Consider the following 24,358-nt stretch of genomic DNA (forward strand, 5'->3'; position numbering starts at 1 on the left):
GGCCCAGGCGCTGAGGGGCAGGTAATTGCGTGGAAGAAGATGCTAGTCATTCTCATTGTCTCGACTACCCGGATCGAATCGTTTTTGCCCCGTATCCGTTTCCCTTGCGCGGTTTCGGGCGTGTGAGGGGTGGGGCATAACGCCGATCAGCGTGCGGGATACGGTTGGAAAATGACTTGAATCGGGTAGAGCCGCGCCGCCGCCCTTGACTACCGTCGCTCGCCGCCCTTTTGCAGGGCTTGTCCTTGAGGGAGTTGTGGATGTCAGTCGATTCGGGTTTGCAGGTGCGCGGTTTGTGCAAGCGCTACAACAATGGCGTTGAGGCGCTGCGCGGCGTTGACCTGAATGTGGGGCCGGGCATGTACGGTTTGCTCGGCCCCAATGGCGCGGGCAAAAGCAGCCTGATGCGCACCCTGGCGACCTTGCAGCAGCCGGACACCGGCAGCATTCACCTGGATGGTGTGGATGTGTTGGCCGATGCCGGGCATTTGCGTCGTCGCCTGGGTTACTTGCCACAGCAGCTGGGGGCGTATCCGGGGGTGAGTGCGCGGGATTTGCTCGATCGGTTTGCCTGGCTCAAGGGGCGTACCGACACTCGCCAGCGCCGCGAGGAAGTCGAGGGCTTGCTGGCCAAGGTCAACCTGCAGGAAGCCGCGCACCGGGCATTGGCCACGTATTCGGGGGGCATGTTGCGTCGCTTCGGCATTGCCATGGCCCTGATCGGCTCGCCGCGCTTGCTGATCGTCGATGAGCCGACCGCCGGGCTCGACCCGGCCGAGCGCAACCGTTTTCACCGGGTGTTGGCGGATGTGGCGGCCGAGTCCATCGTGTTGCTTTCGACCCATATCGTTGAAGACGTCGAGAACCTGTGCAGCCGCCTGGCGGTGCTGGCCGCTGGGCAGATTATTGTCGAAGGGCGCCCGGCGGATTTGCTCGAGGCTGAGCAGGGCCGTTTATGGGAGGCGTCGTTCGGCCGTGGTGAGCCGCTGCCCGACGCCTTGCATGTGGCGGCGAGCCCCGACGGCAGCCGCGTGATCGTGCACGGCGAACGTCCGGCTGATCCGCGCTTCAGGCCCCACGCGCCGCGCCTGGAAGACATCTATTACCTGGCGCTGGCCCAGGCCGGCGAGGCAGTCGCGGCATGAATACCTTTGCTCTCTTGACGCGCGAGGCCTGGGTGCAAGTGCGCGCCGGACTGTGCAGCGGCATTCCACTCCTGGTGTTCCTGGGCCTCACCGGCTATTTGCTGATGTCCCTGACCAATGCCGACTACGTGCAGAAAATGGGCGCCAGCGACATCGCACGCAATGCGCCGAGCCTCATCTACCTGATGTCGTGCGGTTGCATGTTTTTCCTGTTTTTCGCCTGGGCCTGGGTGTTCGCCCAACCGGCACTGCGCGACCGCAAGGCGCAATTGGAAGAGGTGCTGCTGGCCTTGCCGCTGTCGCTGCCGGCGCTGCTATGGGGGCGCTTTATCGGTGCGGCGCTGGTGGGTGGCTTGCTCGCCAGTTCGCTGATCGTGGGCTTTCTGGTCAGCCCGGTACTGGGCTGGCTCGGCTGGGTGCCGGCCGCGAGTATCGGTGCACCGATGTGGTCGGCGCTGGGGTTTGCCTGGGTTGCGTTGCTGTTGCCGGTCAGCACCGGGGTTGGAGCCTTGTACTACCTGCTGGCCTTGCGCAGCCGTGGCCTGGCGGCACCGTTTGGGTTGGCGACGGTGTTGATGCTGCTTTGGATGTTTGCCGTGGTGGTGCTCAAGGGGGGGCATATCAACCCGCTGTTGGCTGCCAGCCTGGACCCGTCGTTGTTCACCTTTGCCCAGGCCCAGGTCGAGACCTGGAGCGCCGCGCAGAAATCCCAATCGCTGTTGGCCTTGACCCCGGGGTTCTGGCTTAACCGGCTGTTGTGGTGCGTTGTGCCGCTGCTGTTATTGGCCGCTGTATTGGCCCGCACCACGCGCCAGGGCTTGATGGGCAAACGCAGCGGGGCAGTGCTGTCGGAGCCGCCGATGTTACTGACAGGCGCAGTGACCTTGCCTGGCCCGCTGACCCATAGCCAATGGTCGCGCGCCCTGTGGCGCGAGGCACGTTGGCAGGTACGCCAGCTGTTCGCCCGGCGCCTCTGGTGGGTGGCGCTCGGCTTGCTGTTGGTGATGGGCGTGCTCAGTGGCTTTGTCCACGGCGTGTGGCATGCGCGAGGGCCGATGGTGCCCCGGGCGGACCTGACCCTGCCGTTGTTGTCGAGTGCGTTGTTCCTGGTGATCGCCTTTATCGTAGCGGCGCTGGTTGGGCTGGTGTGCCGGCGCGATGACGTCGAAGGGTTTGGCGCTATGTTGCAGGCAACTGCGGCCCCGGCGTGGTTGCGATTGCTGGGGCGGGTGGCTTGTGTGCTGCTGGCGACCCTGACGCTTGCGCTGGTGCCGGGCCTGGCCAGCTTGCTGATCAGTGCGATTGCCGCGCCCGACAGCCTGGCGCCGGGCTTTGTGCTGGTGTATCAGGCGTTGGTGTTCGCGCCGCCGCTGGTGGAGCTGGCGATGCTCACGGTGCTGGTGCATGCGCTGATCCGCCGATCCGGGCTGGCGTATGCCACCTCGATGCTGCTGACGTTCTTCCTGGTACTCAACCATGAGTTGGGCCTGGTCACCTATCCGGCCTATGCCATGGCTATCCCTGCGCATGTGAGTGTGTCGCTGCTGACCGGCTGGGCGCCGTGGCTGGCGTTTCTGACGACCCTGGCCGGCTGGAAACTGGCCGGTTGCCTGGTCATGCTCGCGATCGCGGCACTGGCCTTGCCCCGTGGGCCGGAGCGTCGTCGATTGAGCGACGTGCGCCGCGGTTTGCTCGGCTTGCCCGGTGTGTTGCTGGCTCTGGGTGCTGTCGGCTTGCTTGGCAGCGGCGTGTTGTTGCAGCGGCATTTGGTGGAGCAGGGCGATTACCAGTCTGTCGCCGAGCAGCGCGCCGAACGCGCCGACTGGGAACGGCGCTGGCTGCCCGGGGCGAGTGCCTGGCAGGTGGCGGGCGGGCAGTTGCAGGTGCAGGTCGATTCGGCCGCCCGGCAGGTGGTGGGGCAGTGGACGTTGGATGGGGTGCTCACTACCGGCCTCGATGCCGAGTTGCCACCGGGGATGCAGGTGACCGCGGTCAGCGTGATGGGGCGCCCGGTTGTGTTTGAACACGCCACCGAGCACCTGCGGGTGCCGTTGGAGGGGTGCGCAGCAAGCGGTTGTCAGGTGGTGTTGAACTGGACGGTGAGTGCTGACGGCTGGCCTGCCGAAGGTGAAGCATTCTGGCTTGGGCCTCAGGGTGTGTGGCTGCAAGCGCACCGTGTGGTGCCACGCCTGGGGCTGGACAGTGAGCGGTTGTTGCGTGCACCGGCCCAGCGCAGCGAAGCCGGGTTGCCGACAGCGGTGCCCCGGTTGCCGACGGGTGCGGCGGTGGCGGTGGATGCCGTCGCACCGGCCGGGCACTGGCAATGGCAGCTTGAGGTCGATGGCCAGGCCTTTAGCGGCAGCAGTGAGGGGCCGCTGGACTTTGCCTATGCCACGTCGGCTCAGAAGGATATCAGCCGCGAGCACACCGCCCGTGAAGTGCAGGAGGACCTGGACGCGATGAGCGCCTGTGTGGCGCGGCGCCTGGGCAGCCGCCCCAGCGTCGAACAACTGAGTCAGTGGCCTGTCGGCATGGGTGCCAGCCGTCTGAGTCACGGTCATTTACTGCTTGGCCAGTCACCCAATTGGGACGTGGCGCCGACAGGCGTCGGGCGCTGGACGCGCCGTGCCCATATCGCCGAACTGCTTGCCCGCCAATCGCTGGTCGAGGCGAGCAACCTGCGCCAAACCCCCGGCTACCTGTGGCTCAGCCAGGGTGTGGCAGGTGCGCTGGGCCTGCTGTGTGTGGAGGACATCGACGGTGCTGATGCCCGTGCAGCGCTGGTCAAGCTGATGGCCGACGACCTGACCCGTGCTCTGGGCAACGACGGTGAGCCCGTCGGCACCCTGGCCGATGCCCGCGAACAGGGGTGGGCCGCCAGTTATGCCGCACTGGTCAGCCTTGACTGGGTCGCCGGGCAAACTCCCGAACAGCTCACGGCGCTGACCGCCGATGTCCGTAACGGCCAGGGATGGCCAACCGCGATCCAGGGCCTGCTGGGCGCGCCCTCCGATCCTGCGATTGCCGCCGCGCTCAAGCGCTGGGGGCCTGTGCAATGAAGTTGAATCATCCCTGTCTTTTGGAGCTTTGCCATGTCATCTGAACTGTCTATCCAGCCGCTGCGTCGTCCTTTCGGTTGGCGCGCCAACGTATTGACCCAAGCCATGGCGCTGACCTTGTCCAGCCAGATGTGCACGGCCTATGCCGCTGACTATCAACCCGCCGCCAGCAGCGAGACCATCGAGCTGGCGCCGGTGACGGTCAGTGCGCGGTTGAACCAGGAAAGTGCCAAGGACATTCCATTCGGTCTCTCGGTGCTTGATGGGAAAACGCTTGAGACCCGGCGGTTACGCACCCTGGAAGATGCCTTGCGTACCACGCCGGGGGTGGATGTGAACTCCTGGGGCGGCGCCAACGATGCCAACGTGCGCATCCGCGGGGTCGGCTCGCTGAACCAGATGAGCATGGATGACGGCTCGGTGGTGCTGAACGTGGACGGTGTGCCGATGTCGGTGCGCAACGCGGCAATGGCCACCCTCGACGTGCAGCAAGTGGAAGTGCTCAAGGGCCCGCAAGGCACGTTGTTCGGACGTAACAGCGAGGCCGGCGCGATTAACGTCACCACCCGCAAACCCACCCGTGAGTTGGAAGGCTATGTGCGCGGCGAGGTGGGCAACCAGGGCCAGTTCATGACCGAGGGCGCAGTGGGCGGGCCGCTGACCGAGTCCCTGGCCGGGCGACTTGCCGTGCGGCGCAGCGGCTTTGATAACTGGGTCGATGACCAGCAGGATGGCGACCCCCTGACCAAGCCCCGCGACCTGGCATTGCGCGGCAGCCTGTTGTGGGACAACGATGAAGGCACCACCGGCCTGCTGACCGTCGAACGCCAGCGCGCCGATCATTATGCCGGCTCGGAGATCCTGCGCCCGTTCGGCAATCGCCCGAGTCTCGATTACACCCCGGGTACGTTCAATGGCAACAAAAAGACCAACGAGCGTTATTCCTTCGAGCTCAACCATGACCTGGCCCAGGCCCGGATCACCTCGATCAGCGCCTACACCAGCACCGACTTCAATGCGGTCAAGGGTTATGACCGCAACATCACCCAGGCGCTGTATGGTCAACCGTTTGAATACCTGATCGAAGACTCGGCCCACGAGCGGGTCTGGAGCCAGGACCTGCGCCTGGGTTCGCTGGCGGATGCCGAGGTGTTCTGGGTGACCGGGGTGAACCTGTCGCGCTCCGAGCGCAGCTTTGACTCCAACAACTTCACCAACGGCGCGAAGCAGTTGCGCGACTTCACCACCAACAGTTATGCCGCCTACGGCGAAGTCACCTTCCCGATTGCCGAAGACTGGAAACTCACCACTGGCCTGCGCCACACCTGGGACCGCAAGACCTACGGCGCCGACTACAGCGGTGGCGGCAAGCTGGTCAGCGACAGCCGACGCTTGCAGGACGACTACAACACCGGGCGCGTGGCCCTGAGCTACGCGTGGACGCCGCAGACCAACCTGTATGCGGTGCTGTCGCGGGGTTACAAGTCGGCAGGATTCAACGACTACGCCACCTCGATCAAGGACAGCGAACCCTACAAGGCGGCCAAGGTGAACTCCGCCGAGGTCGGCTTCAAGCATGAAAGCGAAGGCGGCGCGCTGAGCCTGGAAGGCGCGTTGTTCATTACGCGTGTGCAGGATGATCACTTGCTGGGTTATGACTTCACGTCCCTGGCAGTCAGCGCAGTGAATGCTGATACCCGCAGCAAAGGCGCCGAGTTGTCGAGCACCTGGCATGTCACCGATGCACTGACCCTGGGCAGTGCCATCAGCTACACCAATGCGGTGGTCACCTCGGACGCACCGGGTGTGTCCGGTGGTGATGTGGCCAAGGGCAGCCGCGTGCCGGATGTGCCGTTGTGGAGTGGCAACTTCAGCGTGGCCTGGAATAAACCCTTGGGCGAACTGCTGGGCTTGCCGGCGCCGCGCTTGAATACCTTGCTCAATTACCGCATCCAGAAAAACCGCCCGGCGGATCCGCAGAACCACTACGACCTCAAGGGGTATGCCAAGCTGGACTTGCACCTTGGAGTAGAGAGTGGGGGGTCGGAAGTATATCTGTGGGGTGATAACTTGCTGGATGCGCGGTATGACCTGTATGGCTCGTATTCCACTGATACGGTGCTGACCGGGATGCCGGGGCGCGGGCGTTCGGCGGGGGTGGGGTATAGCTATCAGTTCTGAGGCAGCCACTGGGTGCAATGTGGGAGGGGCTTGCTCCCGCTGGCGACCTGACAGTTGACCAGGATGTTGGATCAGACCGAGTACATATCCATTATTTAGGTAACGGCCACTATTGGTTCCGCTTTTACAGCGGGTCACTTTGAAAAGCGCAAAGTAACCAAACGCTCTTGCCCCACCACTCGGCACCTCGCTTAGGCTCGGTGTGCCCGTAATCCGACATGCATTTAGGGGGCCGCCGCCACGCGCCATCCATGGCGCGGGGCGGCTAAACCGGCATCCCTGCCGGTTTACCCCCCAAATCCCTGTCGAATTCCGGCCAGCGTGGTTTAACGGGGTGCCTGAGATCAAGATCAAAAGCAGATCAAGAGCGAGAGCGGCTCGCTGCGCATCGTGGTTACCGTCGGCTGCTACACAGCTGTGTAGATACCCATGCCCCGATGGGGGAGTGTCAGTCAGGACATCTGTGACTGATCCACCGCCATCGGGAGCAAGCCCCCTCCCACATTTGAACTCAGGACAGCCGGCCGAATCGCGTCGGTTCAGAATTGATAGGTATAGCCCACGCCCACCGTCCGCCGCCGCGACGGCCCACCATAGGCCACCGGGTCACTGTAGAAACCATAGGTGTCATACGTCTGGTTCAACAGGTTGTCGGCAAACGCATACACCTCGCCAAACTTGCTCTCCAGCCCCGCCCTCAGGTCAAGCTTTTCATAGTTATCCAGATTGAAGTGATTCTGCGGATCGGCCGCGCGTTCGCCCACCAGGTGGTAGTTGAGGCTGGTGTTGAGGGTGGTTTCGCCGAGGCTGGCGAGGCTGCCCAAAGGATGTTTCCAGCTGGCGTTAAAGTTGCCGCTCCAACGTGGTACATCGGGGGTACGGTTGCCGGCGGCGACGTCGCCAGCCTGGATGCCTTGCACACCGCTGGTGATCTTGGCATCGAGGTAGGTCGCGCTGGCTGCCAGGGTCAGGCCGTAGTCGAAGCGCCAGCTACCTTCCAGTTCGGCGCCGCGGGTGCGGGTGTCGGCGTTGAAGGCGTTGGTGGCGAAGGTCGCCGCGTCGTAGCCAAGCAAGTGATCATCGTGCACGCGGGTGTAGAACAGCGCGCCGTTGAGGCTGCCGCGACGGTCGTCGGTCTCGCTCTTGAAGCCCAGTTCGACGGCCTTGCTGACGGCGGCCTTGTAGGGTTCGCTGTCGCTGACCTGGGAGGCATAATCATTGAACCCGCCGGATTTATACCCTCTCGCCAATTGCACGTAGACGTTGGTCTGTGGGGTGATCGCATAACTCAGGGCGACGCGGCCGGTGCCGTAGTGGTCGGTGAGTGTGCGCGAGTCGTCCACGGTGCTCGAGCCTGAGAAGTATTGGCCGTCGTAGGTCTTGCGGTCCCAGGAATGGCGGTAGCCGGTGGTGAGTTTCAGGCGCTCGGTGAGCGGGACAGTCACTTCGCCGTAGCCTGCGTAGGTGGTGGTAGTGAAGTCGCGGAACTTGGCGCCGGAGGTGCCGTAGGTGTTGCGTGGGGTGTCGTAGCTGCGTTCATTGCGGCTGGCGGCGACGCCGGCGACCCAGAACACGTCGGAATCGGGCAATGAGCCCAAGTGTATATCCTGGCTCCAGCTGCGCTCGAAGGATTTATCGACCACCCAGAACTCACCGGGCGTGCCATAGAGGGCGCCCATCAGCTTGCTGTCGTAGGCGATCAAGCCGGTGAAGTCGGCCGTGCCAGTGGCGGTGGTGGAGGTCAGCCGGCTGTTGGCGAAGTCGTGGTCGACCTTGATCGTGTAGCGCTCGGTGGTCTTGTCGTTGTCGTCGAACAGGCCGGGCGTCAGATCCAGGCTCGGGTGGCTGCCGTAGGGGCGCAGTACCAGGGAATTGGTGGCGCGTTCGGTCTGCTGGCGTTCGGCGCTGAACAGCACGTGGGTGTCATCGTTGAGGTCCCACAACAGGCTGGCGCGATAGGCTTCGTTGCGCGGTTTGGTAATGGGGTTATGGGTCTGGTCGTTGTCGATCCAGCTGTCGTAGCCGGCACGTCGCACCGCCAGGCGGCCGCTGAGGCTGTCACTGAGCGGTCCGCCAATGGCGCCTTCGGTGAGGAACTGGCCTTTCTGGCCGACTTCACCACGCACATAACCTTCGAGTTCCCGGCTGGGTTGGCGGGTGGTGATATTCACGGCACCGGCCTGGCCGATTGCGCCGGACAGTGTGCCCTGCGGCCCCTTGAGCACTTCGATGCGGTCGACGTCGAGGGTGCCGAACCCCAGGCTGCGCGACGACACAGGTACGCCGTCGATATTGAATGCGACCGAACTGTCGTCCATGGACATCTGGTAAAGCGAACCGACACCGCGGATCAACACGTTGAAGTCGTTGGGCCCGCCGGAAGAATTGACGCTGACCCCTGAGGTATTGCGCAGGGCGCTTTCCAGGGTATCGAGGCGTTGGGTACGCAGTTGTTCGCCATCGACCACACTGACGCTGATCGGCACTTCCTTGGAATCTTCCTGGGCCATGCGCGCCGTTACCGTGGAGGCGGGCAGTTGCAGGGGTTCGCTGAGGGTGGCGGCGAAGGCAGGAGGGGTCAGTGTCAAAGCAATCACTATTGTTATACTATTACATTTGTAGCAAGATTGACGGGTAGCCGCCGTGTTGCATCGTGCAGACATGATGGGACCTTGACTGAGAGTTCTGATCGGCGTGCGTTGCTCAGGGGCAGCAGCAATCTGGCTTGGCACGTGCGGTACGCCAAATGCTAATAATTATCAATTGCAGGGTTCTACCCCGATGTGGTCTGATTCGAGCCGTATCCGGTCAGCCAGGAGATTTACGATGTCAGCCGTTCAGGGAGGCGCAGGAGAACCGATGCCGGTCTCGCGAATCATTACGGGAGGGTTTGGTAGCGATCTGGGGCCGGGAGCGCATTGCCGGGTCACGCGTATGACCCTGCAGGAGGGCCTGGACATCCTGCGTTGGCAGAGCACCTTTGAGCAGCCGGTAGAGTTGCCCTTGCAAGACGACAGCGAATGCATTCACTTCAGCTTCACCAACCTGCTAAAGGGCAAGGCCGCGTGCAGCTTTCGCGATGGGCGCCGACAACGTCGCTATGTGATTGATGAGGGCGCGGGCAGCATCAGCTTTGGCCGTTGCCGCCATGGCCTATATCACCAGCACGGCGAGATCGACAACATCACCGTCATGATCCGCCCCGAGTTGCTGGCCCAGTGGGAATTAAAGCTCGACCCGCTGCTGAACAAGGCATTGGCCTGCGAACATTGCTTCCTCGACGGCCATCGCAGCGGTGAAATGAGTGCTACCGCGCACATGCTCGGCCTGGCCATGGACCACGGCGCCAGCCTGCCATCGGCCCCGCCGCGCAGCAGCCTGTGGCTGTACGGGCAAAGTGTCACACTGGTCAGTCTGTTCCTCGAAGCGCGCCAGGATGGCGAATGCACCTGCCGCGTCAGCCACACCGACCGCCAGCGTCTGGTGCGGGCCCGCGATCGTTTGCTGGAAGACCTGGGCAAGGCGCCAAGCCTGTCGGAGTTGGCCCGTGAATCCGGCTTGAGCCAGCCCAAGCTCACCCGCGGGTTTCGCCAACTGTTCTCCAACAGCGTCTATGGCGTGTTCCAGCAGACGCGCATGATCCAGGCGCGCAGCCGCTTGATGAGCGGCAATGAATCGGTGATGCGCATCGCCTCGGACCTCGGTTATGCCAACGCCAGCCATTTCGCCACGGCGTTCCGCAAGCAGTTCGGGATCAATCCGTCGATGTTGAAAAATGGCGGGCGCGGCAGAGCCCTGGATGCCGGCTGACTAGAAGGTCGCCTTCACCTGCATTCCCAGCACCAGCGCGTTGTCGATGTTCTGTGCGGAAAACGCCCCCGGCTCGATGATGTATTGCACGTCCGGGCGCAAGGTCAGCCACGGTGTGGCCTGGTAGCCGTAGCTGAGTTCGATCAGCTGTTCAGCGTTGTCCAGGTTGGCGTAGGCCGCATCCGCATTATCCCGGCTGCGCGGGTTGGGCACTGCACGGCCATAACCGAGGGCGACGGTATCCCGTGGGCGACTGTCGAACGGTTTGTACAGCACCAGCCCCGCGCCATACCACTTGGTGAACGGCGAGGCTGCTTCGCTGGCGGCAGAGTATTGGCCGAAGGCGTGCAAGCTGCGGCCTTGGGAGGATCGGGAGGCCCACACCGCCTGGTCGATCAACAGGTAGTGACCGCCGCGGCCGCTGACGTCCTTGTTGCTGCCAATGCGTTTTACATCGGAACTGTCGTAGTAATAACCGAGTTTGTATTCACCCGGCAGGCTGCCCGCGTGCTTGTAGATCAGCTCGATGGGCACCACGGTGCCGGTGGTGTGCTTGGGCCCCAGGTGCCAGGCGCGGCTGGAGTTGCCATTGCTGGAAGGGTCGACGTTGAACGCCGCCACCCGCAGTTGCCAGTTTGGCGAAAAGTCATATTTCACCCGCGCGCCCAGGTGCGCATTCGGGTAGTTGGCCCATCCACTGCCGCCCGACATGTTCAGCGGATGCCCGCAGAAACCGGCGTTCATGAAGTTGCACAGAATGCCGCTGTCCAGGCCGCCGAGGTCATTGCCCATGGCCATGTAGCCGAGCTTGACGTTGAGTGCGGGGGTGAACAGCGTGCGCTCGTAGCTCAACTCGGTGAGGCGCGTGTAGAGGCCGCCGTAGTTTTCCTGGATCGGCAGGCGGTTGCCCACCAGGTCTTCGGAAGCGCTGTTGCCGCGCCGGTCGTTGATGGTCAGCTGGATGCGGTCGCCGTTGTTGAAACCGTAAAGCTTGCCCAGGTCGAACTGCACGCCGAGCTTGAGGTTTTGCGAATAGCGCGCCGAGCGATGCTGGCCGCCGTGGGCGTTGTAAGCGGTTTCGCCACTGTAGTCGCCGGTAAAGCGGATGCCTTGTGCGTCGAGTTCACGGCGCAGGCCGCCCCAGTCGCCGGTCAGGGTGGTGTCGTCGGCTTGAACGGGCAGGGCAGCAGTCAACGCCAGGCCGAGCACCAGGCGCCCAAGGGAGGTATGAGAAGTAGGGTTCATGCGGGGTTCCAAACGCAAAGCGCGGTGCGGGAGCACCGCGCGAACAGAGGGGGTTACGGCAGGGCGTAGGCGATCACGTAGTCGCCACGGTCGGTGGACTGGCGCGCGCCGCCGGCGGTGACGACGATGTACTGCTTGCCGGTTTTTGGCGACACGTAGGTCATCGGGCCACCCTGGCTGCCGACCGGCAAACGGGCTTTCCAGATTTCGTCACCGTTGCCACTGTTGAAGGCGCGCAGGTAGAAGTCCTGGGTGCCGGCGATAAAGATCAGGCCGCCTTGGGTGGACAACGTGCCGCCCAGTGTCGGCAGGCCGACTTTGATTGGCAGGTGCATGCGGATGCCCAGGGGGCCGGTGTCTTCAACCGTGCCCACCGGCACTTGCCAAGCAACTTTTTGCGTCTTCATGTCGATGGCGGTCAAGGTGCCGAATGGCGGTGCCTGGCAGGGAATGCCGGCCACCGACAGGAAGCGGTTCTTGTTGACCGCGTAAGGCGTGCCCTTGAGCGGCACGGCGCCCATACCGGTGTTCAGTGCTTCACCACCGGAAGAAGCCTGGGCCTTGTTTTGCGACGGCACCATCTGGATCCACAGCCCCAGGCGCATGTCGTTGACGAAGATAAAGCCGTGTACCGGATCGGTGGAGATGCTGCCCCAGTTCATGCCGCCGAGCGAACCCGGAAAGCTCAGGGATTTATCGGTGCCCGGTGCGGTGTACAGGCCGTCGTAACGCATACCTTTGAAGTCGATACGGCACAGCAACTGGTCGTACGGCGTAGCACCCCACATGTCCGATTCGGTCAGGGTCTGCGCGCCAATCTGCGGCATACCCACCGATTTTGGCTGGGTCGGGGAGTACGGTTCGTTGGGAATGTTCGCGGCCTTGACCGGCACTTCCTGCACGTCGGTCAGCGGCTTGCCGGTGGCGCGGTCGAGCACGTAGATCTGCCCGGCCTTGGTGCCGATCACCACGGCCGGTACTGCCTTGTTGCTGCCCGGCGCAGTGAAGTCGATGAGGCTCGGCTGCATCGGCAGGTCGAAGTCCCAGAGGTCATTGTGGACGGTCTGGTAGACCCACTTTTCAGCACCGGTGGACGCGTCGAGCGCCAGCACGGAGGCGCCATATTTGTGGTTCAGCTGGGTGCGTTCCACGCCGTAAATGTCGGTGGAGGAGCTGCCCATCGGCAAGAAAACGGTGTTCATCAGCGGGTCGTAGGACATCGGTGCCCAGCTGTTCGGCGTGCTGCGCACATAGGTGCTGCCCGCGGCCGGCGCTTGCTTGTCTTCAGGGTTGCCTGGGTCGAACGCCCAACGCATCTGGCCGCTGATCACATCAAAGCCACGGATCACGCCGCCTGGCATATCGGTCTGCACGTTGTCGGCGACACGGCCACCGACAACGACGGTGGTGCCGGCGATCAAGGGCGCCGAGGACAGTTGGTAGTAGCTGTCCGGCACATTACCCAGGCCGGCTTTCAAGTCCACTTGGCCATGGGTGCCGAAGTCTTCGCAGAACTTGCCGGTGTCGGCGTCCACGGCGATCAGGCGCGCATCAATAGTGTTGGTCAGCAGGCGACGCTGGCACTGCGCACCGGCAGGCACGCTGGCGGCAATGATCGGCGAGCTGTTGGGCTGGGTCGGCTGGGCAATCGGCGCAGTGGCGTCGAAGTAGGCCATGCCACGGCAACGCTGCCACACCGCTGACTGGGCGTTGACCTCGTTCTTCCACAGCTCTTTGCCGGTGTCGGCGTCCAGGGCGATCAGGTTGTTGTGCGGGGTGCAGATGAAGACTTTGTTGCCGATCTGCAAGGGCGTCAGCTGGTCTTCGGCGCCGTTGCCGTCGCTGATGGCCACGTCACCGGTGTGGTAGGTCCAGGCGACTTTGAGTTTGTCGATGTTGTCGCGATTGATCTGGTCCAGCGCGGCGAAGCGGCTGCCGCCCTCGGTGTTGCCGTAGTGCGCCCAGTCTTTCTGTGCATCGGCTTCGGCTACCGGGGTGATGCCAGGGCCAGCACCGGTCGGCGCTACGCTTGGGTGAGCGACGAACATATTGCCTGCCGCCACCGCCACGCCGACTGCCAACAAAGCCGCGACCGCATAAGCGCCACGCGCCGGTTTGCCGGCCAGCAATGGATACACCAGCGCCACCACCACGCCGATCACCGCGAACATGAACAGCCGCGAGAACAGCGGCCAGTACACCAGGCCGACGTCGGCCACCGCCCATACGGCCGTACCGACGAGGAACGCGGCAAACCACCACGCCCCGGCAGGCTTGCGCCGAGCGATCAACAGGCCGGAGACAGCCATGGCCACGCCACCTGCCAGGAAGTACCAGGAACCTCCCAGGCTGACCAGTTTGGCGCCGCCCACGGCAAGCGCAAGGCCGAGCAGGGCGATGACAACGCCCAGGCCCAGGAGTAGAAATCTAGAGACGCCAGCGGCGCGCGATGCTCGTTTCATGTCGAATAGACTCGAGTGAGAGAGGGCAAAGACGCGATTTTAGCAAGATAAGTAACCGGTTAGTACATTGTGCCTCGTAATAGTCTTTTACAACTACGGCGATGATGCCTTGGCTCAGGCCAACGCATCGCGCTGCATCGATTGCAGGTTCTTCTCAATGGTTTCGCAAATCGCCTCCATCTGGATCTGATGTTCGCTGGAGTGAAACGGGCTTTGCAGGTCGGTGCCGATACGCTCGATGGCCAGCAGCATAAAGCCCACTACCGTGGAAGCCAGCGGGGTAAACCAGCCGAGGGATTCCACCAGGCCCACCGGTACGATCAGGCAGAACAGCGAGATAAACAGCCGCGGGAAATACACGTAGGGGTAGGGCAGTGGCGTATTGGCGATGCGCTCCATGCCGCCTTGGGCATTGGACAGGTCGACCAGGGTCGACTCCAGCCGCGCCAGGCGAATACTGTCCAGGTGGCCGGCCTTGTATTCCTTGGCCAGCAACGCCGCTGACCCGGTCAGGATGTCATTGGCAAAATTGTTGGTCGCGCCATTGCGGGCGAATTCCTCGGCCGGGATAAACGCTCGCACTTCATCCGGGCAGGGTTCGCCCTTGAGGTGGGCGGCCAGACAATTCACATACGCCACATGGCGGCGCAGCAGTGTGGATTTGATCGGATTCACTTCGCCGTCGGGGTCATCCAGCAGCGTCAGCACCTGGCGCGCAAAGCTGCGCGAATTATTGACCATCGCCCCCCATAACGTGCGCGCTTCCCACCAGCGGTTATAGGCGCTGCTGTTGCGAAAACTGATCAACACCACCAGCGCCGAACCCAGCAATGTCAGTGGCATCAGCGGCAGGTTGATCTTGGTGGTGAGAAACAACATGAAGTCCACGGTTACTGCCACATCCCACAGCAATAGCCAGAACAGGGCCCAGCCCACATAGCCCATGGTCTTGATGATCAGGCGGTATTTTTTCAGGACGGCAGCTTTCAAACGAGAACCTCGCGGCGGGCAATTGGCAACAATGCTCTGTTACGACGCCACGCAAGGGAGAAAGGTTCGCCGGTTGCTGAATCGATTCGTCGACCAGTCACTAGCTTCGGAGGATGTAACGAGAAGTTACGCGCAGGTGTGCGCACAGGGTCCACTTCAATCTGGAACAACTTTGGTACTGATGACGTCTTGTCCGGCAATCGCTGTACATTGCGTTCGAGGCAAAAAGCCATTAACCGTAGGGTTTACCACGTGATTTGTTTTGGGGCCGGGCTGCAGGGATTTCGTAGCTGAGATCAGTGGAATCAAGTTGGATGATCAGGGCTCTTTCATGCATGTCAGTTCGTTGAAGTCGGCTATGTGTAATACCGCGCAAGCGCTCGAACGTCATAAGGATTTTGAATCGTGCCTGAGAGCGCATTACCACGTGCTGCTCGTGCCCTATTCCCGAAGACCGTTTTTCTACAAGAGTGCACTTAAATACAGCCGTTTGATGGTGTCGTTTGCCTTATTGAGTGAATACTTCGCCACACCCTTACCGTTATTGTCGGAAGTTAAGACCCTGTGTGTGACGCGCAGGTATTGTTCAAAAAACAGCCTGGAATCAATGTTCCTGTTATTGCGGGCGCTGGGCTTCATGGACGTCGCGCCGCACCCCGAAGACAGTCGCTTCAGGGTCTACGCGCCGTCGGATGAGGCCTGTCGCGAAGCGCGTTTGATGTTGACCTCGCTCACCGAGTCATTGGCGCGGCTTTACCCTGAGCGGGCGATTTTCCGGCAAATGCGCGAGTTGGATGACCGTGGCTTCCTGTCCCTTTATTTCAAGGGCTTTGCCATTATCCTCGACGCCGATCTCACGGTGGATGTACTGCTTCCCGAGTGTTACTGGTTGGTGAAAAGAGACGCCGGGCATCTGTTGATGCTGGCGATTTATAACGATGCCTTCGCGCCGGAAAATGATCGGGCCACGTTCCGATCATCGTCTTACCTGGCCTTGGCCAAGCAACTTTCCGTGTCCAAGACCCACATTATTCGAATGGTCCAGGAGGGCGTCGAGAAGGGGTATTTCAAAGCTCACTCCAAGACCCGGCTGGAAGTGCTGCCGCCTTTTGTCAGCCTGGTAAAACGCTTTATGGCCTTTTCTTTTGCGCTGGGCCTGCATGCTATTGAGATGGGAGCGTAAGGATGCCTGCTAACTTGAAGTTAAGGCCCAGGATGCGCAGGTTATTGTCGCCTGCGGTGACCCAAGCGGAATGGATCGGGATCATTGCCTGGGTCGGTATCTGGCTGATTCATCCGACCATGCAGTTCGACCTGTCCATGTTGGGTGTCACCATTGGCCTGTTGCTGGTATGCCGGGTTCACTCCAAAACCGCCAACTTTCTACTGTGGCGGATGCTGGGAGTGGCCTATATCGTGATGTTGTCCGTGGGGTTTGCCTATGTCATTGGCCTTAATCAGGAGTTGCGTATCTACGGCTTGCCCCTGGCCGTGACTCTGGTGGTGGGTAGTGCAATCTTGTTTATCAGTGTTCAGGACTATCTGGTCGGCGCCCTGTTGGTCTGGTCCATATTATGGTCGCCGATGCAGGCCGATATATATGCAGGAACACAGGCTTATCTGCTGATATTTTGCGCATCTTCGGTCTCCATCGGTTTTATCCTGAGTTACTCGTATTTGAAGAACCTGCGTTCGGTGCTGTTGGTGGAAAGCGAGTTTCGCGCCTTGGCCGAAACCGATTACTTGACCTCCATCCTTAACCGTCGCGCTTTTATGCAAAGCTTCGAACAGTTGCTCGACAGCGGCCAGGCTGGCTACTTCATCATGTTGGATATCGACAGCTTCAAGGCAAAAAATGATCTGTACGGTCACGATGTCGGTGACAAGATCCTGCGGGCCATGGCCGTGTGCCTGAAAAACGCCAAAGGCAGCCACAGCTTTGGAAGAATCGGCGGGGAAGAGTTCGGCGTGTTGTTGCAGGACGATGACCCGGCCTTCGCCCGTGAGTTCGTGCTGGGTTTGTTGCAGGCCATACGCTCAAGTGTTGCCGCGCCTCACAACTACACCTGCAGTGCGGGCATGGCACGCTTCGCGCCAGGTGACGAGTTATCGGCGGTGCTCAAGATGGCGGACAAAAATCTCTATGGCGCCAAACGCAATGGCAAGGACTGCGTGCACCTTAATGGCGTGTTGCTGCAGCCTGTTGCGTCCTGAGGGGCAAAACGCCCGCTAGGATTGCGCAAGAACACTCGCCAGCAACCCTGGAAAGCGGCCCTCAAGCTCTTCACGGCGCAACGAATTCATATGGGTGGTGCCCACATTGCGCGTGTGTACCAGGCCCGCATCACGTAACACCCTGAAGTGGTGGGACATGCTGGACTTGGGTCGCCCGCCATCCAGTTCACCACAGCTGGCTTCAGCCACGCCGGCCAGGCAGCGCACGATGTCCAGGCGCACGGGGTCGCTGAGGGCGTACAGCACGCGCTCAAGCGTCAATTCTTGCAGGGTAGGGTGTTTAAAGGCTCGCATGGGGCGGATCATAACAGGGGGGTAGCGTTCAATACCATAGTTCGATTACCATCGAACTATCGAATCACACACGCTTCTCTCGGAGTATCTGATGTCCGCATTGTTCGAACCGTTCAAACTCAAAGACGTTACCTTGCGCAATCGCATTGCCATCCCGCCGATGTGCCAATACATGGCCGACGACGGCATGGTCAACGACTGGCACCATGTGCACCTGGCCGGCATGGCCCGGGGCGGTGCCGGCCTGCTGGTGGTCGAGGCCACGGCAGTCGCACCGGAGGGGCGTATCACCCCAGGCTGCGCCGGTATCTGGAGCGATGCCCATGCCCAGGCGTTCGTGCCGATGGTCAAGGCCATCAAGGCCGCAGGTTCGGTACCGGGCATCCAGATCGCCCACGCGGGCCGCAAAGCCAGCGCCAACCGCCCCTGGGAGGGCGATGACCACATCCCGGCTTCCGATGCCCGCAGCTGGGAAACTATCGCGCCGTCGGCCATCGCATTCGGCGCCAATTTGCCCAACGTGCCGCGTGCCATGACCCTGGAAGACATCGCCCGCGTCCAGCAAGACTTCGTCAATGCCGCCCGTCGCGCCCGCGATGCCGGTTTTGAATGGATCGAACTGCACTTCGCCCACGGTTACCTGGGCCAAAGCTTTTTCTCCGAGCACTCCAACCAGCGCACCGATGCCTACGGTGGCAGCTTCGATAACCGCAGCCGTTTTCTCCTGGAAACCCTGGCCGCCGTACGTGAAGTCTGGCCGGAAAACCTGCCACTGACCGCACGCTTTGGCGTGATCGAATATGACGGCCGCGACGAGCAGACGCTTACCGAATCCATCGAGTTGGCGCGCCGCTTCAAGGCCGGTGGCCTGGATCTGTTGAGCGTCAGTGTCGGTTTCACGATTCCTGACACCAACATCCCGTGGGGTCCGGCGTTCATGGGGCCAATTGCTGAACGTGTACGCCGTGAAGCCGGTATCCCGGTGACATCGGCGTGGGGCTTTGGTACTCCGCAACTGGCCGAAGGCGCGCTGCAGGCCGGTCATCTGGACCTGGTGTCGGTAGGGCGTGCGCACTTGGCCGATCCGCATTGGGCGTACTTTGCTGCCAAGGAGTTGGGCGTGGACAAGTCCTCCTGGACCTTGCCGGCGCCTTATGCACATTGGTTGGAACGCTACCGTTGAGGCCAGCCAGCCGGTGATATGAGCCACTCGATTGAGTGGCTTTTTTTCGCCCGTGGTTTTTGCAGTACCCGCTCGATACAACGCCGATACTCGAAAAATAACAAATGAGAACCGATATCAAACGAGAATGTGCTGAGATATGATGCGCGGCGAATTATTGGCAGGTTTGCCGCCCCATCTGGCTCATTCACTAGGTTTACATCCATGCGTCGTACCCTGATTTCAATCTGTGTGCTCCAGGCGTTTTCCCCTTTGACCTGGGCAGAGGATGCCCCTGCTGAAAAAGCCAGTATCGAGCTGCAAGCCACCAATGTGACTGCTACTGCAGATTTCGAATCGGCGCAGGGCCCGGTTCAGGGCTACCACGCCACCCGTTCAGCCAGTGCGACGCGCACCGACACCTCTATTCATGAAACCCCGCAGTCCATCAGCGTTGTCTCCAAAGACGTAGTCGAGGATATCGGCGCAACCCGCCTGCAAGATGCTCTCGACTACGCTGGCGGCGTCGGTCGCGCCAACAACTTTGGCGGCCAGGGCCTGACCACCTTCACCGTGCGTGGCTTCACCACCGGTGAGTTCTACCGCAATGGTTTCCCGATCAACCGGGGTTACCCGAACATGCCGGATGCCAACACCATCGAACGCCTTGAGGTGTTGCGCGGCCCCGCAACCATGCTCTACGGTCGTGGCGACCCCGGTGGTACGTTCAACGTGGTGTCCAAGCAACCCTTGTCCGAACGCACCGTCACCCTGGGCAGCCAGTTGAATGACCAGGGCATGAAGCGCGGCACCCTGGATGCCTCCGGCCCTCTGGACGAAGAGGGCCGTCTGGCGTATCGCCTCAACGTGGTGGGCGAGGGCGGCGATACCTTCCGCGATCATGTCGAGACCGAGCGCTACGGCGTGACGCCGGTGATCACCTGGCAGGCCACCGATGCCACCAAGGTGACCTTCGAAGGCGACTTCATGCGCAACAACCACCCGCTGGACCGTGGCCTGACGCGTTTTCCCAACCAGCGCGGCACGCCATCGCGCGATACGTTCTGGGGCGACAAGGATGCCGGCAAGCTGCACAACGACAACAACATGGCCCAGTTGCGTTTCGAGCACGCGCTCAACGACAACTGGACCCTGGGCGGCGGTTTCCAATGGTTGGACGGCAGCTTGAAAGGTAACGCCATTGAAGCCAACGGACCGGGCAGCCTGGGTGCCGATGGCCGTACCCTGCAACGCAACTTCAACTACCGCAAGCTGGAGTGGACCGACAAGGATTATCAGCTCAACCTGACGGGCCACTTCTCCACGGGCGGGTTGGAGCACACCTTGCTTACCGGCATCGAGTACGAGGATTACGACTACAAGTCGATCATCCAGCGTTCCAGCGCGGCCCTGGGCACTTACCCGATCGACATCTTCAATCCGGTGTACGGCCAAACGCGCCCGGCGCTGACTCGCACGCCCACCCACGATAAAGAAAACCTCAAGACCTACGCTGCCTTCGTGCAGGACCAGGTGGCACTGACCGAGCGTCTGAAAGTCTTGGCAGGTGCGCGTTTCGAGCGTTTTGAACATGACTACCAAAGTTATGTGGCGGGAGTAAAACCGTGGACCGCCGCCGACAACGCCGTCACCCCGCGTGTGGGCGTGATCTACGACCTCACCGACACCGTCGCGGTCTATGCCGACGCCGCCCGTTCGTTCAAGCCCAACACCGGCGCCAGCCGCGAAGGCGGTGGTTTCGCGCCGGAGAAAGGCAAGTCCTACGAGATGGGTATCAAGTGGGAAGCGCTTGATCGTCAACTGAGCGTCGACGCGGCGGTCTACCAGATCGAAAAGAAAAACGTGCTGGCCACCGACCCTTTGGACAATACCCTGAGTGTCGCGACCGGCCAGGTACGCAGCCGCGGATTTGACCTCAACGTGGCAGGCAACCTCACACCCGAGTGGCGTGTGATCGGCGGCTACGCCTACGTGGACGCCGAAGTGACCCGCGACACCACCCTGCGCTCCGGCACCCGCTTGATGAACATCCCGCGCAACAGCTTCAGCCTGCTCAACGTCTACGAGTTCCAGGACGGCGCACTCAAAGGGCTGGGCCTGGGTGCCGGTGGCAAGTACGTCGACCAGCGCGCCGGCCAGACCGCCAATACGGCCTTCTCGATGGACGCCTACACCGTGGTCGACCTGCTGGGTTACTACAAGGTCAACGAGCAGGTGCGTCTGAACCTGGACGTCAAGAACCTGTTCAACCGCGAGTATGAGGAAGGCGCGTTCGGCAATATTTACGCTTACCCAGGCGCACCACGCACCGTGCAGGTCGGAATCTCCTACACGCTATAAGGCTCTACACAGTACTAAGTGTGGGAGGGGGCTTGCTCCCGATAGCGGTGAGTCAGTCTCAATGTTTTTGACTGATACACCACTATCGGGAGCAAGCCCCCTCCCACATTTGCAGCTGCGTTACTGTCAGGTTTGACAGTAGACAGTGAAGGGCGATGGAGGGATGTTTACCGTTAACGTGTCAGCGTAGTGGTCGGCGCTTATTATTTTTCCAAACCACGCTTAATAGGGATATTAAAAATGGAACGGGAACTCCTCATTGAAACCGATGAACTGATTAAAAAAACCAACGATGCCGAGCGTCTGTTCACCCGATACGCCACCAAGTGCTACACCTCGGCCCTGCAAAAGTATGGCAAGGAGATCAGCGAGACTTCGTACACTTATCTATTGGCCGAGCTTGCCGAAAGTTCGTTGAGCTCCGAAATCCTCGGCCGGCCAGGTGCCAATATCAGCCTGGTCAGGATCGAGATAGAGGAGGTCATGCTCGAAGCCGACGTGATCAAGAAATTGAAACGGGCCGAAACCCACTATCTGGAAACGCTGGAATCGGTGCGTAAGTTCGAAGACCTTAAACGCTTCGAAAAAATGCAGGACACCTCCGATATTGTCCGCTCAATCAAACTGGGCGTGTCACGTTTCAATATCCTGTTTGTCATCCTGCTGATCGGCGGCTTGACGTGGGCGGCGATCAATCTGCCCAAAGAGGCCCTGGCGCTGATTTCCGCCGCTATCGGCGGGGCTATCACCCACTTGTTGTCCGAGCGCCAGGCGGTGCTGGCGCTGAAAAAAGAGGGCGATAACACCTGCCCCAGAGCCAACAATAACAATCAGGAGTGAGTGCGACGGGGTTGGGTTACAACGGCGTCAACACATTCATCACCGTATCCAGCGCCACCCGCGTGTCATCCAGTTGTACCAGCGAGGCATGCCTTGCGCCCAGCGCATCGCGGTTCTGGATCGCGGTGAGGATTGCCTTGTGCCGGGGCAGGCTCAGGCCCTGGATATCCGGGCGGCGGTTGGTGATATTGATCGACTCGCGCAGCGGCAACGAGAGCATGTTGCACATATAGGCGAGCAGGTCGTTGCGGGTGGCGTCGGCAATCGCGCGGTGGAAGTCCAGGTCGGCCTGCAACAGGTCCTCGTGGGTCTTGGCGGTTTCCATGCCCTGGTAGGCTTGTTCGATGATGGCGATGTCTTCATCGGTGGCGGTGGTTGCGGCCATGGCGGCGATTTCCGGTTCGAGGATGCGGCGCACCCCGGCCAGCGTATTGAAGAACTCACTGTGGGGCGTGGACTGCATCAACCAGGACAGCACATCTGGGTCGAGCAGGTGCCATTTCAAGCGTGGCCGTACCACCGCACCCACCCGTGGCTTGGAATACACCAGGCCCTTGGCGCTGAGCACCCGCGTCGCCTCGCGCAACACCGAACGGCTGACCTGGTATTCCTCGCACAGCGTGGCTTCCATGGGCAGCCGTTCTTCGGGCTTGAAGCGACCGGAAACGATGTGCATGCCCAGGTCCTGAACGATCTGGGCATGCTGGCTCTTGCGCGGCTTGGGCGGCTGGTGATCCATAACGACGGGCAGGCTCTGGCTTGAATTCGCCGCATCATAGCATCCCAATTAGTGGGAATGCCGTGGGACTTCCGCTCCGCGACAGCCCACCAGGAAGTCAAAGTCGCAGCCCTGGTCGGCTTGCAGCACATGGTCGATGTACAGTTGGCGATAGCCACCGACGATCAGCTTTTGCGGTGGCGCCAGATCAGCCATGCGCGCTGCCAGCTCGGCGTCGGGGATGTCCAGGTGCAGGCGGCCATTGGCGCAGTCGAGTTCAATCCAGTCACCTTCCTTCACGGCCGCCAACGGCCCGCCGGCAGCGGCTTCCGGTGCCACGTGCAAGACCACCGTGCCGTAGGCGGTGCCGCTCATGCGCGCATCGGAAATGCGCACCATGTCGGTAACGCCCTGGGCCAGCAGCTTGGCCGGCAGTCCCATGTTGCCGACCTCGGCCATGCCTGGGTAACCCTTGGGGCCGCAGTTCTTCATGACCAGGATCGAGTTGGCGTCCACGTCCAGCTCCGGATCATTGATGCGCGCCTTGTACATGTCGAAGTTTTCGAACACCACCGCACGGCCACGGTGTTGCATCAGTTCGGCGCTGGCGGCAGACGGCTTGAGCACCGCACCCAACGGCGCCAGATTGCCGCGCAGCACGCAGATGCCGCCGTCGGCGCGAATCGGGTTGTCGAGGGTGCGGATCACTTCGTCCTGGCCGTAGATCGGCGAGTCCTTGGTGTTCTCGCCCAGGGACTTGCCGTTGACGGTCAAGGCGTTCGGGTGGGGGATCAGGTTGGCCTCTCCCAGGCGACGCAGCACGGCAGGCAGGCCGCCGGCGTAGTAGAACTCTTCCATCAGGAAGCGCCCCGAGGGTTGCAGGTCGACGATGGTCGGCATGCCACGGCCGATGCGGGTCCAGTCATCCAGGTCCAGCTCCACGCCGATGCGCCCGGCGATGGCTTTAAGGTGAATCACCGCGTTGGTCGAACCGCCGATGGCCGCGTTCACGCGAATCGCGTTTTCAAACGCTTCTTTGGTGAGGATCTTCGACAACTTCAAGTCTTCGCGCACCATCTCGACCGCACGCATACCGGACATGTGCGCCAGCACATATCGCCGCGCATCCACCGCCGGGATCGCCGCGTTGTGGGGCAGGGACGTGCCCAGTGCCTCGGCCATGCACGCCATGGTCGAGGCGGTGCCCATGGTGTTGCAGGTGCCTGCCGAGCGCGACATGCCGCCTTCGGCCGCGAGGAAGTCATCCAGGGTGATGGTGCCGGCCTTGACCTGTTCGCTGAGCTGCCACACCACCGTGCCCGAGCCGATGTCCTGGCCCTTGTGTTTGCCATTGAGCATCGGCCCGCCGGTGACCACGATAGCCGGCACGTCGCAACTGGCGGCGCCCATCAGCAGCGCCGGGGTGGTTTTGTCGCAGCCGGTCAGCAGTACCACACCGTCAATCGGGTTGCCGCGAATCGCTTCTTCCACATCCATGCTTGCCAGGTTGCGGGTCAGCATCGCGGTAGGGCGCAGGTTGGATTCGCCGTTGGAGAACACCGGGAACTCCACCGGGAAGCCACCGGCCTCGATCACGCCGCGCTTGACGTGCTCGGCGATCTGGCGGAAATGCGCGTTGCACGGGGTCAGCTCCGACCAGGTGTTACAGATGCCGATGATCGGCTTGCCATGGAACTGGTGGTCGGCAATGCCCTGGTTCTTCATCCAGCTGCGGTACATGAAGCCGTTTTTGTCGGCGGTACCAAACCACTGGGCGGAGCGTAGGCCGGGCTTTTTGTCAGGCATGTTCGATTCTCTTATTGTATGACTATATGTTCTATGCGTGCTTAAACATA

Annotated in this window: 16 protein-coding genes; 9 read left to right on the forward strand and 7 right to left on the reverse strand. The window is 61.5% G+C overall.

What is annotated here, in order from left to right; all coding sequences use genetic code 11:
* The first annotated feature begins 260 nt into the window (after window positions 1-260).
* The 3 genes from PSEBG33_RS15710 to PSEBG33_RS15700 are packed head-to-tail and all read left to right on the forward strand — an operon-like array spanning window position 261 to window position 6,385.
* Window positions 261-1,145, forward strand: coding sequence for an ABC transporter ATP-binding protein (locus PSEBG33_RS15710; protein ID WP_005787455.1), 885 nt, complete (start codon window positions 261-263; stop codon window positions 1,143-1,145).
* Window positions 1,142-4,204: a hypothetical protein gene (locus tag PSEBG33_RS15705; protein WP_005787457.1), complete on the forward strand. Its 3,063-nt coding sequence runs from the start codon at window positions 1,142-1,144 to the stop codon at window positions 4,202-4,204. The genes PSEBG33_RS15710 and PSEBG33_RS15705 overlap by 4 nt, the downstream gene beginning before the upstream one ends.
* A gap of 33 nt (window positions 4,205-4,237) precedes the next feature.
* Window positions 4,238-6,385 (forward strand): TonB-dependent receptor, encoded by a 2,148-nt coding sequence (locus PSEBG33_RS15700; RefSeq protein WP_005787459.1) that lies wholly within the window; start codon window positions 4,238-4,240, stop codon window positions 6,383-6,385.
* A 539-nt stretch (window positions 6,386-6,924) separates the two neighbouring features.
* Here PSEBG33_RS15700 and PSEBG33_RS15695 read toward each other — a convergent pair.
* Window positions 6,925-8,982, reverse strand: a complete 2,058-nt coding sequence (locus tag PSEBG33_RS15695) for a TonB-dependent receptor (protein ID WP_232289420.1) — start codon at window positions 8,980-8,982, stop codon at window positions 6,925-6,927.
* 229 nt (window positions 8,983-9,211) lie between these two features.
* On the opposite strand from PSEBG33_RS15695, the gene PSEBG33_RS15690 reads away from it, so the two are divergent.
* The gene (locus tag PSEBG33_RS15690) at window positions 9,212-10,195 is read left to right on the forward strand and encodes a helix-turn-helix domain-containing protein (RefSeq protein ID WP_157264151.1); all 984 of its coding nucleotides are present in this window, start codon (window positions 9,212-9,214) and stop codon (window positions 10,193-10,195) included.
* Here the strand turns inward: PSEBG33_RS15690 and PSEBG33_RS15685 are convergent, their stop codons facing one another.
* The 3 genes from PSEBG33_RS15685 to PSEBG33_RS15675 all read right to left on the reverse strand — a co-directional run bounded on the left by PSEBG33_RS15685 (window position 10,196) and on the right by PSEBG33_RS15675 (window position 14,892).
* On the reverse strand, window positions 10,196-11,440 hold the full coding sequence (locus tag PSEBG33_RS15685) for a carbohydrate porin (RefSeq protein ID WP_005787463.1): 1,245 nt from the start codon (window positions 11,438-11,440) through the stop codon (window positions 10,196-10,198).
* Between the two features lie 53 nt (window positions 11,441-11,493).
* Window positions 11,494-13,902, reverse strand: a complete 2,409-nt coding sequence (locus PSEBG33_RS15680; protein WP_005787465.1) for a glucose/quinate/shikimate family membrane-bound PQQ-dependent dehydrogenase — start codon at window positions 13,900-13,902, stop codon at window positions 11,494-11,496.
* A 114-nt stretch (window positions 13,903-14,016) separates the two neighbouring features.
* Window positions 14,017-14,892, reverse strand: a complete 876-nt coding sequence (locus PSEBG33_RS15675) for a bestrophin family protein (RefSeq protein ID WP_005787467.1) — start codon at window positions 14,890-14,892, stop codon at window positions 14,017-14,019.
* Between the two features lie 331 nt (window positions 14,893-15,223).
* On the opposite strand from PSEBG33_RS15675, the gene PSEBG33_RS15670 reads away from it, so the two are divergent.
* Window positions 15,224-16,075 carry a hypothetical protein gene (locus tag PSEBG33_RS15670; RefSeq protein ID WP_228309729.1) on the forward strand — a complete coding sequence of 284 codons (852 nt, stop codon included), beginning with the start codon at window positions 15,224-15,226 and terminating at the stop codon, window positions 16,073-16,075.
* A gap of 2 nt (window positions 16,076-16,077) precedes the next feature.
* Complete coding sequence (locus PSEBG33_RS15665; protein ID WP_005787471.1) at window positions 16,078-17,106, forward strand: GGDEF domain-containing protein; 1,029 nt, start codon at window positions 16,078-16,080, stop codon at window positions 17,104-17,106.
* A 15-nt stretch (window positions 17,107-17,121) separates the two neighbouring features.
* Here the strand turns inward: PSEBG33_RS15665 and PSEBG33_RS15660 are convergent, their stop codons facing one another.
* Window positions 17,122-17,421 carry an ArsR/SmtB family transcription factor gene (locus PSEBG33_RS15660; protein ID WP_005787473.1) on the reverse strand — a complete coding sequence of 100 codons (300 nt, stop codon included), beginning with the start codon at window positions 17,419-17,421 and terminating at the stop codon, window positions 17,122-17,124.
* Between the two features lie 91 nt (window positions 17,422-17,512).
* Between PSEBG33_RS15660 and PSEBG33_RS15655 the strand changes: the two genes are divergently transcribed.
* The 3 genes from PSEBG33_RS15655 to PSEBG33_RS15645 all read left to right on the forward strand — a co-directional run bounded on the left by PSEBG33_RS15655 (window position 17,513) and on the right by PSEBG33_RS15645 (window position 21,784).
* Complete coding sequence (locus PSEBG33_RS15655) at window positions 17,513-18,604, forward strand: NADH:flavin oxidoreductase/NADH oxidase (RefSeq protein WP_005787474.1); 1,092 nt, start codon at window positions 17,513-17,515, stop codon at window positions 18,602-18,604.
* A gap of 204 nt (window positions 18,605-18,808) precedes the next feature.
* Window positions 18,809-20,944 (forward strand): TonB-dependent siderophore receptor, encoded by a 2,136-nt coding sequence (locus PSEBG33_RS15650; RefSeq protein ID WP_005787477.1) that lies wholly within the window; start codon window positions 18,809-18,811, stop codon window positions 20,942-20,944.
* A 189-nt stretch (window positions 20,945-21,133) separates the two neighbouring features.
* Window positions 21,134-21,784, forward strand: a complete 651-nt coding sequence (locus PSEBG33_RS15645; RefSeq protein WP_194440495.1) for a hypothetical protein — start codon at window positions 21,134-21,136, stop codon at window positions 21,782-21,784.
* A gap of 16 nt (window positions 21,785-21,800) precedes the next feature.
* Here the strand turns inward: PSEBG33_RS15645 and PSEBG33_RS15640 are convergent, their stop codons facing one another.
* Both PSEBG33_RS15640 and PSEBG33_RS15635 read right to left on the reverse strand, forming a co-directional pair.
* Window positions 21,801-22,523, reverse strand: coding sequence for a FadR/GntR family transcriptional regulator (locus PSEBG33_RS15640; protein ID WP_005787481.1), 723 nt, complete (start codon window positions 22,521-22,523; stop codon window positions 21,801-21,803).
* 48 nt (window positions 22,524-22,571) lie between these two features.
* Window positions 22,572-24,308, reverse strand: a complete 1,737-nt coding sequence (locus PSEBG33_RS15635; protein WP_005787482.1) for an IlvD/Edd family dehydratase — start codon at window positions 24,306-24,308, stop codon at window positions 22,572-22,574.
* Window positions 24,309-24,358: the final 50 nt, after the last annotated feature.

It is taken from the genome of Pseudomonas synxantha BG33R (genome assembly GCF_000263715.2).
In the GTDB taxonomy this organism is placed as follows: Bacteria; Pseudomonadota; Gammaproteobacteria; order Pseudomonadales; family Pseudomonadaceae; genus Aquipseudomonas; species Aquipseudomonas synxantha_A.

Bases quoted from the DNA above. Each gene is read 5' to 3' on its own strand.
- PSEBG33_RS15710 (WP_005787455.1), top strand. From the start codon at position 261: ATGTCAGTCGATTCGGGTTTGCAGGTGCGCGGTTTGTGCAAGCGCTAC.
- PSEBG33_RS15705 (WP_005787457.1), top strand. From the start codon at position 1,142: ATGAATACCTTTGCTCTCTTGACGCGCGAGGCCTGGGTGCAAGTGCGC.
- PSEBG33_RS15700 (WP_005787459.1), top strand. From the start codon at position 4,238: ATGTCATCTGAACTGTCTATCCAGCCGCTGCGTCGTCCTTTCGGTTGG.
- PSEBG33_RS15690 (WP_157264151.1), top strand. From the start codon at position 9,212: ATGTCAGCCGTTCAGGGAGGCGCAGGAGAACCGATGCCGGTCTCGCGA.
- PSEBG33_RS15685 (WP_005787463.1), bottom strand. From the start codon at position 11,440: ATGAACCCTACTTCTCATACCTCCCTTGGGCGCCTGGTGCTCGGCCTG.
- PSEBG33_RS15680 (WP_005787465.1), bottom strand. From the start codon at position 13,902: ATGAAACGAGCATCGCGCGCCGCTGGCGTCTCTAGATTTCTACTCCTG.
- PSEBG33_RS15670 (WP_228309729.1), top strand. From the start codon at position 15,224: ATGCATGTCAGTTCGTTGAAGTCGGCTATGTGTAATACCGCGCAAGCG.
- PSEBG33_RS15665 (WP_005787471.1), top strand. From the start codon at position 16,078: ATGCCTGCTAACTTGAAGTTAAGGCCCAGGATGCGCAGGTTATTGTCG.
- PSEBG33_RS15660 (WP_005787473.1), bottom strand. From the start codon at position 17,421: ATGCGAGCCTTTAAACACCCTACCCTGCAAGAATTGACGCTTGAGCGC.
- PSEBG33_RS15655 (WP_005787474.1), top strand. From the start codon at position 17,513: ATGTCCGCATTGTTCGAACCGTTCAAACTCAAAGACGTTACCTTGCGC.
- PSEBG33_RS15650 (WP_005787477.1), top strand. From the start codon at position 18,809: ATGCGTCGTACCCTGATTTCAATCTGTGTGCTCCAGGCGTTTTCCCCT.
- PSEBG33_RS15640 (WP_005787481.1), bottom strand. From the start codon at position 22,523: ATGGATCACCAGCCGCCCAAGCCGCGCAAGAGCCAGCATGCCCAGATC.
- PSEBG33_RS15635 (WP_005787482.1), bottom strand. From the start codon at position 24,308: ATGCCTGACAAAAAGCCCGGCCTACGCTCCGCCCAGTGGTTTGGTACC.